This window comes from Microbacterium sp. (assembly GCF_036566905.1).
Lineage (GTDB): Bacteria > Actinomycetota > Actinomycetes > Actinomycetales > Microbacteriaceae > Microbacterium.
Genome location: NZ_DATCVK010000225.1, coordinates 1 through 15,156, shown reverse-complemented (window position 1 = coordinate 15,156; position 15,156 = coordinate 1). Strand labels below are relative to the sequence as shown.

The window sequence follows — 15,156 nt, the reverse complement described above, 5'->3', positions numbered from 1 at the left end:
CGGCCGCGCGCTCGGCGGCCCGCGCGGCCGACTGGATGCGGGCGGCGATGACGATACCGGCGGCCAGGGCGGCCGGCACGCTGGCCAGCAGCACGAGCAGCAGGCCGGTCATGTCGCCGGCGGTGAGAAGCATCGACGCCGCACCGACGACGACCCCCACCGCGATCGACAGCACGACCACGAGCGGGGCGACGATCGCGGCGGCCGCCACGCGCACGCGGGCGAGCGCGAGCACCAGCGCCGCGCCGACGATTCCGGTCGCCGCGGCGGCGCCGGCCGAGAACAACAGGGCGTCCGTCGAGATGCTCATGTCGCGGCATCCCATCGATACCCGACGCCGAACACCGTCACGAGCCGGCGCGGCGCGGCGGGGTCGTGCTCGATCTTGTCCCGCAGCCGGCTCACGTGCACGGTCACGGTCGACGGATCGCCGAAGTCCCAGCCCCACACGTCCCGCATCAGGTCATCGCGGCGCAGGGCGTCGCCCGGGTGGGCGACCAGCCACGAGAGCAGGTCGAACTCGCGCACGGTGAGCGACAGCTCGCTGCCGGCCAGGTGCACCCGGCGCGCCCGCCGGTCGATGACGAGGTCTCCATCGACGGCGACGTCGGGCAGCTCCGCGGGGACGGACACCTCCGCGGCGAGCGAGGCGCTGCGCCGCAGTACCGACTGCACCCGCAGCACCAGCTCCCGCGGGCTGAACGGCTTGGTCACGTAGTCGTCGGCCCCGACCTCGAGCCCGCGGATGCGGTCGTCCTCCTCGCCCCGGGCCGTCAGCATGACGATCGGGAGCTCGGGCGACCTCTGGCGCAGCCGGCGACATACCTCGAGGCCGTCGATGCCGGGCAGCATCAGGTCGAGCACGACGATGTCGGGACGATCCGCGACGACCGCCTGGAGCGCGTCGATCCCGTCCGCGGCCCGCCGCACCGTGAGGCCGGCGCTGCGAAGATACGCGGCGACGACGTCGCCGACGTCCTCATCGTCGTCGACGACCAGCACCGTGCTCACGTGGTCAGGATAGGTCTCGGGCCGAGTGCCTGCACCGGTCCGGGCGCCTTTCCGGCGGCGCGAAAGGACTTCGTAAGGACTCGGTGAGGACGCCGTCATGGAGTGCGGCGGCGACCGCGCGTTGACTGAGCCCGTACCGGCCATCCGGCCGGGAGGGAAGGTGGAATCCGATGATTCGCAGGAAGTTCGCGCGCGGCCGGCTGGCCATAGCGGCGGTGGCGGCAGCGATCGGCGCGGTGTCGCTGACGACGGGCGGTGCCGCGTTCGCGGCGGGATCGGGAGGCGTCACCGACGACGGCGTCATCTACGTCGACCACGTCCTGTGGCGGACGGTCGCGACCCCGACCGACCTGTCGCACACGCGCGCGCCGGCGCAGTCGTGGGACGTGATCTACAGCTTCGGCGCCCTGCAGGCGAGCGTCGCCGAGGTCGCGCCGGGCGACCCCGGCTACAACGGCGGTCGGTGGCAGGTGCACGCGGTGTCGGCACCCCACGGCTACGGCGCCGCGCTGGCGTCGGGCGACCTCGACCGCGATGGCGTGCTGGACGCCGCGGACGAGGTGTGGGCGGCGCTAACCGCCGGCGACCTCATCGACAACGGCGTCGTCACGCAGTTTGTGTGCACGCTGAACCGGGTGCCGTAGCGTCCGTGCCGTGCCGAGACCGGCGCATCGCGTCACGCGGCGCGCCGGCCGGGCACCCTGCAGCACGCAGAGCGTCAAGGTGGCGGGACGCGGCGGGCCGTCAGTGGGCGGTGCGGACGCCGACGAGATCGTGCACGAGCACCGCGGCGGCGCGGGCGCCCTGGCCGGCGGCGACGATGAGCTGCTGCGGACCCGGTGAGGCGGCATCCCCCGCGGCGTACAGCCCCGCGACAGACGTGCGCCCGGAGCGATCGGTGACCAGATTGCCGAACTCATCGCGGTCGAGCTCGATGCCGCCGACGAAATCGAGCGCCGGATGCCACTGGGGTCGCACGAAGCCGCCGTCGATCTCGATCCGCGTGCCGTCGACGAGGCGCACGGCCGACACCGCGCCGCGGTCGCCTTCGAGATCGTCGATCGCCCGTCTCTCGACGACGATCCCGGATGCCGCGAGCTCCGCCTCTTCGACCGTGTCGACGGCATCCGACCCGTTGGTGAAGACGGTGAGCCGGTCGGTCCAGCGGGCGATCAGCCGGGCCCGCGCGGCGAGGTCGGGCGTCTCGCCTATCAGCGCCAGCGGACGGTCCTGCAGCTCCCACGCGTCGCACGCGGCGCAGCTGAAGATCGTCATGCCGTAGTACGCGCGCAGGCTCGGGATGTCGGGCAGGGTCTCGCGCAGCCCTGTCGCGACGAGCACGGATCGCGCCGCGACGGCGGGCGGGATGCCGGAGCCCCGGCCGTGCAGTGCGGCGATGAAGCGCAGCCCGTCGTCGCCCGCGTTCTCGAGCAGCGCCGTGACGACGGTGCGGTCGAGCACCCGCACGTTCGGGTAGGCCGCGAGCTCGGCGCGGGCGAGCTTGCGCAGTTCGAGCGGCGAGACGCCGTCGCGGGTGAGGAAGCCGTGCGAGCGCAGCGTGGCGGCGTTGCGCGGCCGCCCGGCGTCGACCAGCACCACCGAGGCGCGGGCGCGCCCGAGGTTGAGGGCGGCCGACAGCCCGGCGGGGCCGCCGCCGATGATGACGACGTCGACCTCGGTCGAGTCCGCCGCGGGAAGGGGGTCAGTCATGGCCGTCTCCTTGGGGAGGAAGCGCCGCGATGACCGGGTGGTCCTTCGCGATGACGCCGGTCTTGGCCGCACCGCCGGGCGACCCGATGTCGTCGAAGAACTCGACGTTCGCGGTGTAGTAGTCCTGCCATTCCTCGGGCAGGTCGTCCTCGTAGTAGATCGCCTCGACCGGGCAGACCGGCTCGCAGGCGCCGCAGTCGACGCACTCGTCGGGGTGGATGTACAGCGACCGCTCACCCTCGTAGATGCAGTCCACCGGGCACTCGTCGATGCAGGCGCGGTCCTTCACATCGACGCACGGCAGGGCGATCACATACGTCACCGGACGAGCACTCCCCGTGAGATGCCGACCTGCTCGTCGCGCGGCACGACCTTGACGCGCTCGCGGGTGTGGACGTGGTTCGCGCCGAGGTCGCGCTCGTGCGCGTCGAGGGCGAGCCAGCCGTCCCACGTCGTGTACGCGACCTCGCGCTCGTCGAGCACCTCGAGCACGTCGCCATCGATGGTCGGGGCCGAGAGGCGCCCGGCCTCGACGTCCGACACGAGGTGCGCGATGGTCTCCATCGCGTCGGACTTGGTGTGGCCGATGAGGCCGACCGGGCCGCGCTTGATCCAGCCGGTGGCGTAGAGGCCCGGGATCACCGGAGCCTCGACGTCGCCGGTGGTCGCGGCATCCTTCACCCGTCCCTCGACGTTCGAGACCACACCGGCCTTCTCGTCGAACGGCGCGTCGATGACGGGCGTGCCGTAGTAGCCGACCGCGCGGTACACCTGCTGCACCGCGATCTCGCGGAACTCGCCGGTGCCCCGCACGCGCCCGTCGCCGGTCGGCTCGGTGCGCTCGAACCGCAGGCCCTCCACGCGGCTCTCGCCGATCACCGCCACGGGCGCGTGGTAGAAGTGCAGGTGCAGGCGCCGCGGCGCGCCGGTCGACTCGCGCGTGCGCCAGCTGTTGAGCACCCGCAGCATCACCTTGAGCTGGTTGTTGGCCGCGTTCGCGGGGTCGGCGTCGACGAAGTCCTCGTCGTGCACCACGATGTCGACGTTCGGCACCTCGCCGAGTTCGCGCAGCTCGATGGGCGTGAACTTGATGTCGGCGGGGCCGCGCCGGCCGAAGACGTGGACGTCGGTGACCGCGGATGCCTCGAGGCCGGCCAGCACGTTGTCGGCGATCTCGGTGGAGCGGAGGTCCACGGCGTGCTTCGCGAGCACGCGGGCGACGTCGAGCGCGACGTTGCCGTTGCCGATGACGGCGACCTCGCGCTGATCGAGCGTCCACTCGGTCGGCACATCGGGGTGGCCGTCGAACCAGGCCACGAAGTCGGCGGCGCCGTACGAGCCCGGCAGGTCGATGCCGGGGATGTCGAGGGCGGCGTCGCGGATGGCACCCGTCGCGATGGTCACGGCGTCGTAGCGCTCCTGCAGCTCGGCGAGCGAGATGTCGCGGCCGACCTCGACGTTGCCGATGAACCGCGTGGTGCCGGCGTCGAGCATCTCGTGCAGCGAGTTGACGATGCCCTTGATCCGGGGGTGGTCGGGGGCGACGCCGTAGCGGATGAGGCCGTACGGCGCGGGCAGCGACTCGAAGAGGTCGATCGACACGGATCCGCCCGCCTCGACGACCGAGTTCGTGAGGATGTTGCCGGCGTAGATCCCGGCGGGGCCGGCGCCGACGATCGCGACGCGGAGGTTCTGGAGGCTCGAAGAAGTCACGGTGGGGTTCTTTCGGGTCAGGCGGACGGAGCGCGCGTGCGGCCGGTCAGGCGCGCGGGCTGCGCTCGGGAGTGAGCGGGTCGTACGAGGAGAGATCGAGGGTCGCCAGCGCCGCGGGGGCGTACGGGCTGAGCCGCACCACGTCGCCGACGACCACGACGGCGGGGGAGCGGATGCCGCGAGCCGCCGCCTGGTGCGCGATCGTGGAGAGCGTCCCCACCGTCACCCGCTGGCGCGGGCCGAAGCCGTCCTCGACGACCGCGACGGGGCAGTCGCCGCCGCGCTCGCCGCGGGCCAGCGTGATCGCGGAGTTCGCGAGCGTGGCGATCCCCATGAGCAGGACGACGGTGTGGTCGCGGCCGCCCCCGAGCGACGCGATCTGGTCATGGGCGGTCGCGACGGTGAAGGCGGTCGCCACGCCGCGGTGGGTGAGCGGGATGCCGGCGATCGCCGGCACCGAGATGGCGCTCGAGATGCCGGGGACGACCTCGACGACCACTCCCGCGGCCTGGCAGGCGGCGAGCTCCTCGCCGCCGCGGCCGAACACGTACGGGTCGCCGCCTTTGAGGCGGACCACGGTCTTGCCGTCGTGTGCGAGCTGGACGAGCAGGGCGTTGATGGCATCCTGCGGCACGGCGTGGTGGCCGGGCTGCTTGCCGACGTCGACGACCTCGCCGCGCAGCACCACGCCGTCGGCGGCGAGGCCGTCGAGCACGGCACGCGCGCCCAGCCGGTCGGCCACGATGACGTCGGCCGCCTCGAGGGCGCGCAGCCCCTTGATGGTGAGGAGTCCGGCGTCGCCGGGTCCGGCCCCCACGAGCCACACCTTGCCCGCGGTGTCCTGCGCGTATCGAAGGGTCATCGGGCGCCTCCCGTGACGAGCAGGCCGCGGCGCTTCAGCATCCGTCGCTCCAGCGGTCCGAAGAAGACGAGCTCGATGAGCACTCCGATCGCGAGGATCACGAGGATCGTGCCGAGGACTCCGGCGAGGTCGGCGAGCTCGCGGCTGTTCTGCAGCATCGTGCCCAGGCCGAAGCCGATGGTGCCGCCGACCGTGATGATCTCGGCGGCCATCAGCGAGCGCCACGAGAACGCCCAGCCCTGCTTGAGTCCGGCGAGGTACCCCGGGAGCGCGGCGGGGAGGATGACCGCGGTGGCCAGCTGCCACCGCGAGGCGCCCAGCACGGTGCCGACCCGGCGCAGCTGCGGCGGCACCTGGTCGATGCCGGCGATCAGGCCGTTGACGATCGACGGGATCGCGCCCATCAGGATGACGAAGTAGACGGTGGCGTCCGACAGGCCGAACCAGATGATGGCGGCCGGCACCCACGCGACCGAGGGCAGTACCTGCAGGCCCGAGATGATGGGGCCGACGGCCCGGCGGATCGGCCGCACCTCGGCGAGCAGCAGGCCGATGGGCGTGCCGACGACGATGGCGATGAGGAAGCCGATGACGCCGCGCTCGAGGCTCGTCGCGACCGCCTCCTGGAGGCGGCCCGAGTCCCACGCCAGGCCGAGCGCGTTCCACACGTCCACCGGGCCCGGCACGATGTCGGGCCGCGGCTGGGCGATGACGACGTAGAGCTGCCACGCGACGATGAGGATGATGACGAAGAGGATGGGCGGCACGACGCTCGTCGCGAACCGGCGCCACGGGCCGGGCCCGCGCTCGGCATCCGTCTGGAGGCTGTCGAGACCGGCGGCGAGGCTGCGCAGGTCGTCGGGGATCACGGGGGTCTGTTCGCTGGACCCCCGGGCGATGGTGGTGGCGGTGTCACGCGGCATTGCGGCGGATCTCCTTCCGCAGCTGGTCGGTGATCTCCACCGACAGGGCGGCGACCTCGGGCGACTCGATGCGGCGTCCGGTGGTCTTCGCGATGGTCCACTCCTGCACGATGCGGCCGGGGCGGCTGCCCATCAGCACGACGCGCTGGCCGAGCCTCGCGGCCTCGCGCACGTTGTGCGTGACGAACACGATGGTGCGGCCGGTGGCCCGCCAGACGCGCTCGAGCTCCTCGTGCAGCAGGTCGCGGGTGATCGCGTCGAGAGCGGCGAAGGGCTCGTCCATGAGCAGCACCGGGCGGTCCTGGGCGAGAGCCCGGGCCAGGGCCACGCGCTGGCGCATTCCGCCCGAGAGCTCGTGCGGGCGCTTCTCGGCCGCGTCCGCCAGGTTCACGGCATCCAGCAGCGTCAGCGCCTTCTCGCGCCGTTCGCCACGGGGCACGCCGCGCAGGCGCAGCGCCAGCTCGACGTTGCGGCGCGCGGTGAGCCAGGGCATGAGCGCCGACTCCTGGAACATGACGGCCGCACCCTCGGCGGGCGTGTCGATGCGTCCGGCGGTGGGCTTGTCGAGGTCCGCGATCAGGTTGAGGAGCGTCGACTTGCCGCAGCCGGAGGCGCCCAGCAGGCACACGAATTCGCCCGGTGCGATGTCGAGCGACACGTCCTCGAGCACGACGGGTCCGGCGCCGAACCGCTTGGAGACGCCGTCGATCCGAACCGCGGGAGCGGCAGCCGGCGCCGAGGCCGGCACCGGGGTCACGCTGTCGAAGCTGGGGCCGAGCGGGCTGCGGCGCGTCTCGCGGGCCTGCGCGCCGGCTTGCTCACGGGCAGGCGCGCCCGCCTCCGGGGTCGCCTGCGCGGCCCCGGAGGCGGATGCGGGAGCGGTGCTCATGTCAATCCTCGCCGAGCCCTGACGCCGAGACGGTGTCTTCGCCCTCGGCCTCGAGCTGCTTGTTCAGGAGGCGCAGATCGAAGAGCCCCTCGATCGAGCCCTCCTTCTGGGTGCCCGCTTCGATGCCGTTCTCGACGAGCGTCTCGAACGTGTCGGCGTGGGGGTCGACCGAGAACGTGACGTGCTCGAGGGCCCGCTCGATCACGGCGTCGTCCAGCGGCTTGCCGGTCTCCTTCTCGATGGCGCCGTTGATGACGGCCGGCGCCTCGTCGGGGTTGTCGGCGATCCACTGCACGGCGGCCTCGTGGCCCTTCAGCAGGTCGGCGACCACGTCAGGGTGCTCATCGAGGAACTCCTTGCGCACGAGGAGCACAGTGGTCGGGAACTCGCCGTCCTCCCACAGGTCGGCCTCGTCCTGGAGCACGTGCGCGCCGGCGTCGAGGATGAGGCGCGACACCCACGGCTCGGGCAGCCAGGCGCCGTCGAGCTCCCCCTGCTGGAAGAGCGTGAGGGTCTGCGCGTTCTCGGTGGGTGTGACCTGCACGTCGCCGCCGCCGGAGGTGTCGGTCTCGAAGCCCTCGTCGGCGAGCCACTTCCGCAGTGCGACGTCCTGCGTGTTGCCCAGCTGCGGCGACGCGAGCGTCGTGCCCGCGAGGTCGTCCGGCGAATCGATGCCTTCGCGCACGACGAGCGCCGCACCGCCGGTGGCCGCTCCCGCGACGATGCGCGCGGACTCGCCGCCCGACTGGATGAACGTGTTGATCGACGGGTTCGGGCCGATGTACGTGGCATCGATCGCGCCGGCCGAGAGCGCCTCGATGGCGGCCGGACCGGCGTTGAACACCTGCGTCGTCACGTCGACGTCGCCGAGCGCGTCCTCGAAGAGCCCCTCTTCGAGCCCGACGAGCGCGGGCGCGTGGGTGACGTTGGCGAAGTAGCCCAGGCGCAGCTCGTCGACCGACGGGCTGTCGCCACCGGCCGCGGTCTCGCTCGGAGATGCGGCGGCGGAGGCGCAGCCGGCCATCATGGCCGCCACGAGTCCCAGGGTTGTGATTGCGGTCGCGGTGCGGATTTTATTCACGGTGTCGCCTCCTTCGGTTCGGGTGTTGCTCGGTGGGTGGTGTGCGCGGCGGGCGAGCGGGAGGCTCAGTCGCGCACGATGCCGGCGGCGAGTGTGGCGCCGTCGGACGGATGGATCACGAGGAACGAGCCCCCGTGGCGGCTGGTGCGGTACGGCTCGAGCGGCAGGTCGGCCGCCACCCGAAGCCGCACGCGGCCGATGTCGTTGGTCTCGAGCGTCTGCGCGGGCTCGTGCGTGAGCGCATCGAGGTCGTAGCGCGACTCGATCTGCGCGACGATGGCCTGCACCGTCGCGGTGCCGTGCTTGATGAGGACACGGATGCCGGGGGTCAGCGTCCGCGCATCGAGCTGGAACAGCTCGGCGTCGAACTCCCGTCGGGCCGCCGGCAGCGAGCCGGCCGCGACCACGAGGGCACCGCGCGCGGTGTCGATGTCGTCCTCGAACTCGAGCGAGACCGACTGCGGCGCGGTCGCCTCTTCGACCTCCGTGCCGGCGGAGCGGATGCCGGTGACCGTGGTCTCCCGGCCCGCGGGGAACACCTCCACCCGGTCGCCCACGCGCACGACGCCGCTCGAGATGCGGCCCGCGACCGCACGGTAGTCGCGGAGCTGCTCGGCCTGGGCGGCATCGATGCCCGGGGCGAGCCCGCCCTGCGGGCGCAGCACGAGCTGCACCGGAAGCCGCAGCGGCTCGAGCTCCTGCTCGAGCGCTTCGGCCGCAGGGAGCGTCTCGAGCAGCTCGAGCAGTGCCGGACCCTGGTACCAGGGCGTCCGCTCGGAGCGGTCCACGATGTTGTCGCCCTCGAGCGCCGACACGGGCAGCACGTGCAGATCCTCGATGCCGAGCTCGGTGGCGACGGCCCGGGCCTGCCCGGCGACATCGGCGAAGGCATCCGCCGAGAAGCCGATCAGGTCGATCTTGTTGACCGCGACGATCACGTGGGGCACGCGCAGCAGCGCCACGACGGCGAGATGCCGCTTGGTCTGCTCGAGCACGCCCTTGCGGCCGTCGACGAGCACGATGACGGCGTCGGCGGTCGTCGCGCCGGTGACCATGTTGCGCGTGTACTGCACGTGGCCCGGGCAGTCCGCGAGGATGAACGATCGCGTGCCCGTCGAGAAGTAGCGGTAGGCGACGTCGATCGTGATGCCCTGCTCGCGCTCGGCGCGGAGGCCGTCGGTGAGGAGCGCGAAGTCGAAGTCGCCGTGCGCGAAGCCGCGGTCGGCGGACGTGCGGGCGACCTGCTCGAGCTGGTCGGCGAGGATCGCCTTGGAGTCGTGCAGCAGCCGGCCGACCAGCGTCGACTTGCCGTCGTCGACCGATCCCGCGGTCGCGAACCGGAACAGCGTGCCCGAGTCCGGTCGCTGTGCGTCGGCGGGCTCAGCAACGGGCCGGAGCGCCCCTTCGACATGCTCGGGGGCCGAGTCATGGGCGGTGAGAACAGTCATCAGAAGTACCCGTCCTTCTTGCGGTCCTCCATGGCCGCCTCGCTGAGGCGGTCGTCGGCGCGGGTCGCGCCGCGCTCGGTGAGGGTGGAGACGGCGACCTCGGCGACGATCGCGGCGAGGTCCGCGGCATCCGATTCCACCGCTCCGGTGCAGCTCATGTCGCCGACGGTGCGGTACCGCACGGTGCGGCGCTCGACGCGCTCGCTCTCGCGGGGCGGCGAGAACGGACCCACGGGTCGCCACATGCCGTCACGCGCGTAGACGTCGCGCTCGTGCGCGAAGTACAGCGGCGGCAGCGCGATGCGCTCGCGCTCGATGTAGCGCCAGACGTCGAGCTCGGTCCAGTTCGAGATCGGGAAGGCCCGCACGTGCTGGCCGGGCGTGTGGCGCCCGTTGTAGAGCCTCCACAGCTCGGGGCGCTGGTTGCGGGGATCCCACTGTCCGAACTCGTCGCGCAGCGAGATGATGCGCTCCTTGGCGCGTGCCTTGTCCTCGTCGCGGCGGGCGCCGCCGAACACGGCGTCGTGGCGGCCGGCGGCGATGGCGTCGAGCAGCGGCACGGTCTGCAGCGGGTTGCGTGTGCCGTCGGCGCGCTCCTGCAGGCGACCGTCGTCGATGTAGTCCTGCACACGGGCGACTTCCAGACGGATGCCGAGCCGCTCGACGGTCTCGTCGCGGAAGGCCAGCACCTCGGGGAAGTTGTGCCCGGTGTCGACGTGCAGCACCGGGAACGGCACGCGGCCGGGCGCGAACGCCTTGGTCGCCAGGTGCAGCACGACGACCGAGTCCTTGCCGCCGGAGAACAGCAGCACGGGCCGCTCGAACTCGGCGACGACCTCGCGGATCACGTGGATCGCCTCGGCCTCGAGGAGGTCGAGCGTCGAGAGCGGCGTTTCGTCTCGCTTCGCTCGCTCAACGACCGGAACCTCGGTCGTTGAGCGAGCGAGGAACAAGCGAGACGAAACGCTCTGAGTGTTCGAGAGGGTCATTCGTGGAGCCCGCATTCGGTCTTCGAGAGCCCGGCCCAGCGGCCGGACCGGGGGTCTTCGCCGGCCGCGACCGGCTTCGTGCACGGCTCGCAGCCGATGGAGGGGTAGCCGAACCCGACGAGCAGGTTCACCGGCGCCTTGTGCGCGGTGGCGTAGGCGAGCACGTCGTCGAAGCTCCACGCCGCGACCGGGTTGACCTTGACGAGCCCGTTGCGCTCGTCCCACGTCACGAGGGGCGTGTTCGTGCGCGTGGGCGCCTCATCGCGGCGCACGCCGGTGAACCACACCTCGTAGCCGCCGAGGGCGTCCTGCAGCGGGGCGACCTTGCGGCGGGCGCAGCAGAGGCCGGGGTCGCGGGCGAAGAGCTGGGCGCCGAACTCGGCGTCCTGCTCGGCGACGGTCTGGTCGGGGGTGATGTCGACGATCCGCACGTCGAGCGCACGCTGCACCTCGTCGCGCGTCGCGTAGGTCTCGGTGAAGTGGTAGCCGGTGTCGAGGAACAGCACGTCGACGCCGGGCAGCTGCTCGGCGACGAGGTGGGGGAGCGCGGCGTCGGCCATGGAGCAGGCGACGGCGGCGGCATCCGTCCCGAAGTTGCGCGCGACCCACGCCACCACCTCGGCGGCGGATGCCTCGTGGTCGGTGAGGCTGCCGAGCTCCAGGTTGCCCTGCTCGGCGAGGGCCTTCAGCTCTTCGCGCGTGCGCTTGACGGCGACGCGGGGGGCGAGTGAGACGGTCACTGCAGCGCCTCCTCTTCGGCGCGGTGCGCCCACTGGGCGAAGGTCTCGTCGGCCTCACGGTCGGCGAGGAAGCGGGTCACGACGCGCTCGACGTAGTCGGCGATGCCGTCGGCGGCCACCTTGAGGCCGCGCACGGTGCGCCCGAGGCCAGGCTCGTCACGGTCCTGCGAGGCGAGTCCGCCGCCCAGGTGCACCTGGTAGCCGGGCACCTGCTCGCCGTCGATGGTGACGAGCTGGCCCTTGAGCCCGATGTCGGCGGTCTGGATGCGCGCGCACGAGTTGGGGCATCCGTTGACATGGAGGGAGATCGGATGCGGCAGCTCGAAGCCGTTGAGACGCTCTTCGAGGTCGAGCACGGCGGCGGTCGCGTTGACCTTGGTCTCGACGATCGCGAGCTTGCAGAACTCGATGCCGGTGCAGGCGATCGTGCCGCGGCGGATCAGGCTCGGACGCGCCTGCAGCCCGAGCGCGTCGAGCTCCGCGATCAGCGGCTCGACGTTCTCGGCCGGCACGTCGAGGATCACGAGCTTCTGGTGCGGCGTCGTACGCAGGCGGCTCGAGCCGTGCGCCTCGATGACGTCGGCGAGCTTGGCGAGCGTCGGGCCCGAGACGCGGCCGACGATGGGCGTGACGCCGATGTAGAAGCGGCCGTCCTTCTGCTCGTGGACGCCGACGTGGTCGCCGGGAGTCGCGGGGGTGGGGGCGGCGGGGCCGTCGGGGAGGGCATAGCCGAGGTACTCGTCCTGCAGGACCTGCCGGAACTTCTCGGTGCCCCACTCGGCGAGCAGGAACTTCAGGCGCGCCTTGTTGCGCAGGCGCCGGTAGCCGTAGTCGCGGAAGATCTGGGTGACGCCGTGCCAGGCATCCGCGACCTGGTCGGGCCGCACGAACGCGCCGAGGCGCTCGCCGAGACGCGGAGTGGTGGACAGCGCGCCGCCGACCCACAGGTCGTAGCCGACGCCCAGCTCGGGGTGCTCGACCGCGACGAAGGCGATGTCGTTGATCTCGTGGACGACGTCCTGGCTCGGGTGCCCCGTGATCGCGGACTTGAACTTGCGGGGCAGGTTGGCCAGGGTCTCGTCGCCCAGGAAGCGGGCGGTGATCTCGTGGATCTGCGGCGTCGGGTCGATGAGCTCGTCGGCGGCGATGCCCGCGACCGGAGAGCCGAGGATCACGCGCGGCACGTCGCCGCACGCCTCGGTGGTCTGCAGGCCCACGGCCTCGAGGCGGCGCCAGATCTCAGGCACGTCCTCGACGCGGATCCAGTGCAGCTGGATGTTCTGGCGGTCGGTGATGTCGGCGGTGTCGCGGCCGAAGTCGGTCGAGATGCCGGCGATCACGCGCAGCTGCGCGGTGGTCAGCTGGCCGCCGTCGATGCGCACCCGCAGCATGAAGAACTCGTCCTCGAGCTCTTCGGGGGTCAGGGTCGCGGTGCGGCCGCCGTCGATCCCGGGCTTGCGCTGGGTGTACAGACCCCACACGCGGAACCGGCCGTGCAGGTCGGTCGGGTCGATCGACGCGAATCCGCCTTTCGAGTAGGTCTGCTCGATGCGGTCGCGGACGCTCAGGCCGTTGTCGACCTGCTTCCACTCCTCGTTGCCGTTGAGCGGCGCGGTGCCGTCGATCTTCCACTGGCCGTTCGGCTTCGACGACGCCCGCGGCGGTCGCACGGCGGCGCGCGGGCGGTCCGACGCAGCGCGCGCTTCGGTTTCGCTGATGGTCACGATGGCCTCCGGGTGATCCCGGGCGTCCCCGGGGCGGACTCTAACGAGTCCATTCCGCGAGGCTAGAAGCGAGCGGCCCGGGGGCCTATCCGAACGTCAAGAGCCGTTAACCGGCGTAACGGGGCGTCACACAGTTGCGGGTGGGCGCGTTTGTGGACTCAGTCCGACAAGCCCGCGGCGGCGTGGTAGCGATCGACGACGATGTCGATCAGGGATGCCGGCGGCTCGTCGTCGCCGAGGAGCGGTGGCGCCACGGGGGCACCGGCCGCCATCCGCACGGCGAGGTCGTGGAAGTAGCCCGGGGCGAGGAGGTAGTCCGCCACCAGGGTGCGCGCTGCCGGCGTCGCAGCGGCCTCCGCTACCGCGACATCGAGGCGCGGGTCGGCGGCGGCGAGGAAGCCCACCGACACCTCGCGCCCGAGGCGTTCGCCGAGCATCCTCGCGGTGACGCGGCAGTCCTCGTTCGCCCGGTCGTCGCTGGAGCCCGCCACCGCGAGCACGAGAGCGTCGTCGGAGGCCGGTGCGAGCGGCGCGAGGCGTGCCGCGAGCGCATCGACGAGCCGGGGGTCGGGGCCGAGCGCGGGGGCGATGACGACGCCCTCCCTGCCGGCGGTCTGGGCGATGAGGTCGACGCGCACGTGGTACCCGGCCGACAGCAGCAGCGGGACGATCACGACGGGCGTGCCCTGCGGGATCGCGTCGAGGGATGCCGCGACATCGGGCTGCTGCACGTCCACGTGCCCGAGGCTCACGGTCACGTCCGGGAGCCGCCGTGCGACGGCATCCACCAGTCCCGCGACGGCCGCCTGTCCGGCGGGCGAGGCCGTGCCGTGCGAGATGGCGAGGAGCGCGGGCGCGTTGGTCACCTGCCCATTTTGCCCTCCGCGTGTGACGCACGCGTGACAGGGCGTCGGCATACATACACTGCTCGCCTGTCACGAGGTGCGGCGGGCGGCCGCAGATCGTGACAGGCGAGCGGAGTTGATGCCGGGGTCAGGCGGCTCCGGCCTCGCGGCCTCGGGCGAACCCGGCGTCGAAGCCGCGCTCGTACGCGCGCTCGGTGCGCTGACCGCCGTGGTGGCCGCGACCGCGGTCGCCGTGGTGCCGGGGACCGCCGTGATGACCGTGGTCGCCCTGCTCGTCGCCCTCGTGGTCGCGGTGGCTGTGGCCGGCATGCGGGTGGTGGCCCGCGCAGCCGTGCTCGCCGTAGCCGCGCATCGGCTCGTCGAAGCGCTCGGCCGGGTGGCCGGGGCGCCCGGGAGCGAAGCCGCGGTGGCGGTTGTGCCCGTAGCCGTCGTGGATGTCAGGGTCGAACGGGCGCGGACGCCCGCCGAATCCCGGCCCCCAGCCCGGTCCGAAGCCGTGGCCGCGGAACTCCGGCCCGAAGGCAGGGGCGCCGCCCCGGCCGAAGCCGGGCCGTCCGAACCCTCCGAAGCCGCCGAAGCCGCCGAAGCCGCGCTCGCGGCCTGCAGCGCTCTCGTCCCAGCCGAGCTCGCGGGCGATCGCCTCGAGCGAGGCGGTCAGCGCGGCGTACGCCTCGTCGTCGCCGGCCGCGGCGACGATCCGCGAGCGGATGCCGTCGACGATGGCGCCGATGCGCTCCTTCTCGGAGCGGCCGAGCTCGGTGAGCGCCCACGTTCCGTCGCCGCGTTCGACGACCCAGCCGCGCTCCTCGAGGCCGCGCAGGCGCTTGCCCTTGCGGGCGAGGCGCTCACGGAACTCGGGGGCGTCGACGTCGCCCGAGAGCACGTTCAGCAGCATCCAGTCGCGGCGGGTGACGCCTTCGGCCTCGAGCGCTGCCGCGAACTCGCGCGTCAAGAGCGCGTCGACGACACGCAGCCAGTAGCCCAGAGGGCGGCGGTCGGTGGGGCGGGGAGCATCGTTCTCGTTCTCGTTGTCGTTCTCTTCGTTGTCGGTGATGTCGTTCATGTGTGAAGTCCTTTGGGAGGGGCGGCATGAGAAGCCGCCGCGTTTTACATGTCGAAGTGCATGTACATGCAGTGTGACATGTAGTTGGGATGCATGTCAAGTCACATGTAAGTTGGATGCATGCCGTCTACTCCCGA

15 protein-coding genes and 1 pseudogene are annotated in these 15,156 nt (G+C 72.2%); 1 reads left to right on the top strand and 15 read right to left on the bottom strand.

All coding sequences use genetic code 11. The features are described 5' to 3' along the window. Together VIP82_RS20390 and VIP82_RS20385 are read right to left on the bottom strand one after the other, a co-directional pair. A pseudogene (locus VIP82_RS20390) lies at nt 1-310 on the bottom strand (hypothetical protein); the annotation flags it as partial. Then, nucleotides 307-1,011, bottom strand: a complete 705-nt coding sequence (locus tag VIP82_RS20385; RefSeq protein ID WP_331912009.1) for a response regulator transcription factor — start codon at nt 1,009-1,011, stop codon at nt 307-309. The pseudogene VIP82_RS20390 and the gene VIP82_RS20385, both read right to left, overlap by 4 nt. Before the next feature lie 170 nt (nt 1,012-1,181). On the opposite strand from VIP82_RS20385, the gene VIP82_RS20380 reads away from it, so the two are divergent. Further along, complete coding sequence (locus VIP82_RS20380) at nt 1,182-1,655, top strand: hypothetical protein (RefSeq protein ID WP_331912007.1); 474 nt, start codon at nt 1,182-1,184, stop codon at nt 1,653-1,655. Between the two features lie 100 nt (nt 1,656-1,755). On the opposite strand, the gene VIP82_RS20375 is transcribed toward VIP82_RS20380, so the two are convergent. The 13 genes from VIP82_RS20375 to VIP82_RS20315 form a co-directional block, all read right to left on the bottom strand. Next, nucleotides 1,756-2,721, bottom strand: a complete 966-nt coding sequence (locus VIP82_RS20375; protein ID WP_331912005.1) for an NAD(P)/FAD-dependent oxidoreductase — start codon at nt 2,719-2,721, stop codon at nt 1,756-1,758. Then, nucleotides 2,714-3,043: a ferredoxin gene (gene fdxA, locus VIP82_RS20370; RefSeq protein WP_045299416.1), complete on the bottom strand. Its 330-nt coding sequence runs from the start codon at nt 3,041-3,043 to the stop codon at nt 2,714-2,716. Before fdxA ends, VIP82_RS20375 begins: the two co-directional genes overlap by 8 nt. Further along, on the bottom strand, nt 3,040-4,434 hold the full coding sequence (locus VIP82_RS20365) for an FAD-dependent oxidoreductase (protein ID WP_331912003.1): 1,395 nt from the start codon (nt 4,432-4,434) through the stop codon (nt 3,040-3,042). The genes fdxA and VIP82_RS20365 overlap by 4 nt, the downstream gene beginning before the upstream one ends. Nucleotides 4,435-4,480: 46 nt before the next feature. After that, a complete protein-coding gene (cobA, locus tag VIP82_RS20360; RefSeq protein WP_331912001.1) occupies nt 4,481-5,296 on the bottom strand; it encodes a uroporphyrinogen-III C-methyltransferase in 816 nt (271 codons plus the stop codon). Next, nucleotides 5,293-6,219: an ABC transporter permease gene (locus VIP82_RS20355; protein WP_331911999.1), complete on the bottom strand. Its 927-nt coding sequence runs from the start codon at nt 6,217-6,219 to the stop codon at nt 5,293-5,295. Before VIP82_RS20355 ends, cobA begins: the two co-directional genes overlap by 4 nt. Continuing rightward, complete coding sequence (locus VIP82_RS20350; protein ID WP_331911997.1) at nt 6,209-7,108, bottom strand: ABC transporter ATP-binding protein; 900 nt, start codon at nt 7,106-7,108, stop codon at nt 6,209-6,211. The genes VIP82_RS20355 and VIP82_RS20350 overlap by 11 nt, the downstream gene beginning before the upstream one ends. 1 nt (nt 7,109) lies before the next feature. Further along, a complete protein-coding gene (locus VIP82_RS20345; protein WP_331911995.1) occupies nt 7,110-8,189 on the bottom strand; it encodes an aliphatic sulfonate ABC transporter substrate-binding protein in 1,080 nt (359 codons plus the stop codon). Nucleotides 8,190-8,254: 65 nt separating this feature from the next. Beyond that, nucleotides 8,255-9,637: a sulfate adenylyltransferase subunit CysN gene (gene cysN, locus VIP82_RS20340; RefSeq protein WP_331911993.1), complete on the bottom strand. Its 1,383-nt coding sequence runs from the start codon at nt 9,635-9,637 to the stop codon at nt 8,255-8,257. Further along, nucleotides 9,637-10,626 carry a sulfate adenylyltransferase subunit CysD gene (cysD, locus tag VIP82_RS20335; RefSeq protein WP_331911991.1) on the bottom strand — a complete coding sequence of 330 codons (990 nt, stop codon included), beginning with the start codon at nt 10,624-10,626 and terminating at the stop codon, nt 9,637-9,639. The genes cysN and cysD overlap by 1 nt, the downstream gene beginning before the upstream one ends. After that, nucleotides 10,623-11,366: a phosphoadenylyl-sulfate reductase gene (locus tag VIP82_RS20330; protein WP_331911989.1), complete on the bottom strand. Its 744-nt coding sequence runs from the start codon at nt 11,364-11,366 to the stop codon at nt 10,623-10,625. Before VIP82_RS20330 ends, cysD begins: the two co-directional genes overlap by 4 nt. Next, nucleotides 11,363-13,090, bottom strand: a complete 1,728-nt coding sequence (locus tag VIP82_RS20325) for a nitrite/sulfite reductase (RefSeq protein ID WP_414684712.1) — start codon at nt 13,088-13,090, stop codon at nt 11,363-11,365. Before VIP82_RS20325 ends, VIP82_RS20330 begins: the two co-directional genes overlap by 4 nt. 158 nt (nt 13,091-13,248) lie before the next feature. Next, the gene (locus VIP82_RS20320) at nt 13,249-13,956 is read right to left on the bottom strand and encodes a sirohydrochlorin chelatase (protein WP_331911987.1); all 708 of its coding nucleotides are present in this window, start codon (nt 13,954-13,956) and stop codon (nt 13,249-13,251) included. A gap of 127 nt (nt 13,957-14,083) precedes the next feature. Next, nucleotides 14,084-15,019, bottom strand: a complete 936-nt coding sequence (locus VIP82_RS20315) for a winged helix DNA-binding protein (protein WP_331911985.1) — start codon at nt 15,017-15,019, stop codon at nt 14,084-14,086. Nucleotides 15,020-15,156: the final 137 nt, after the last annotated feature.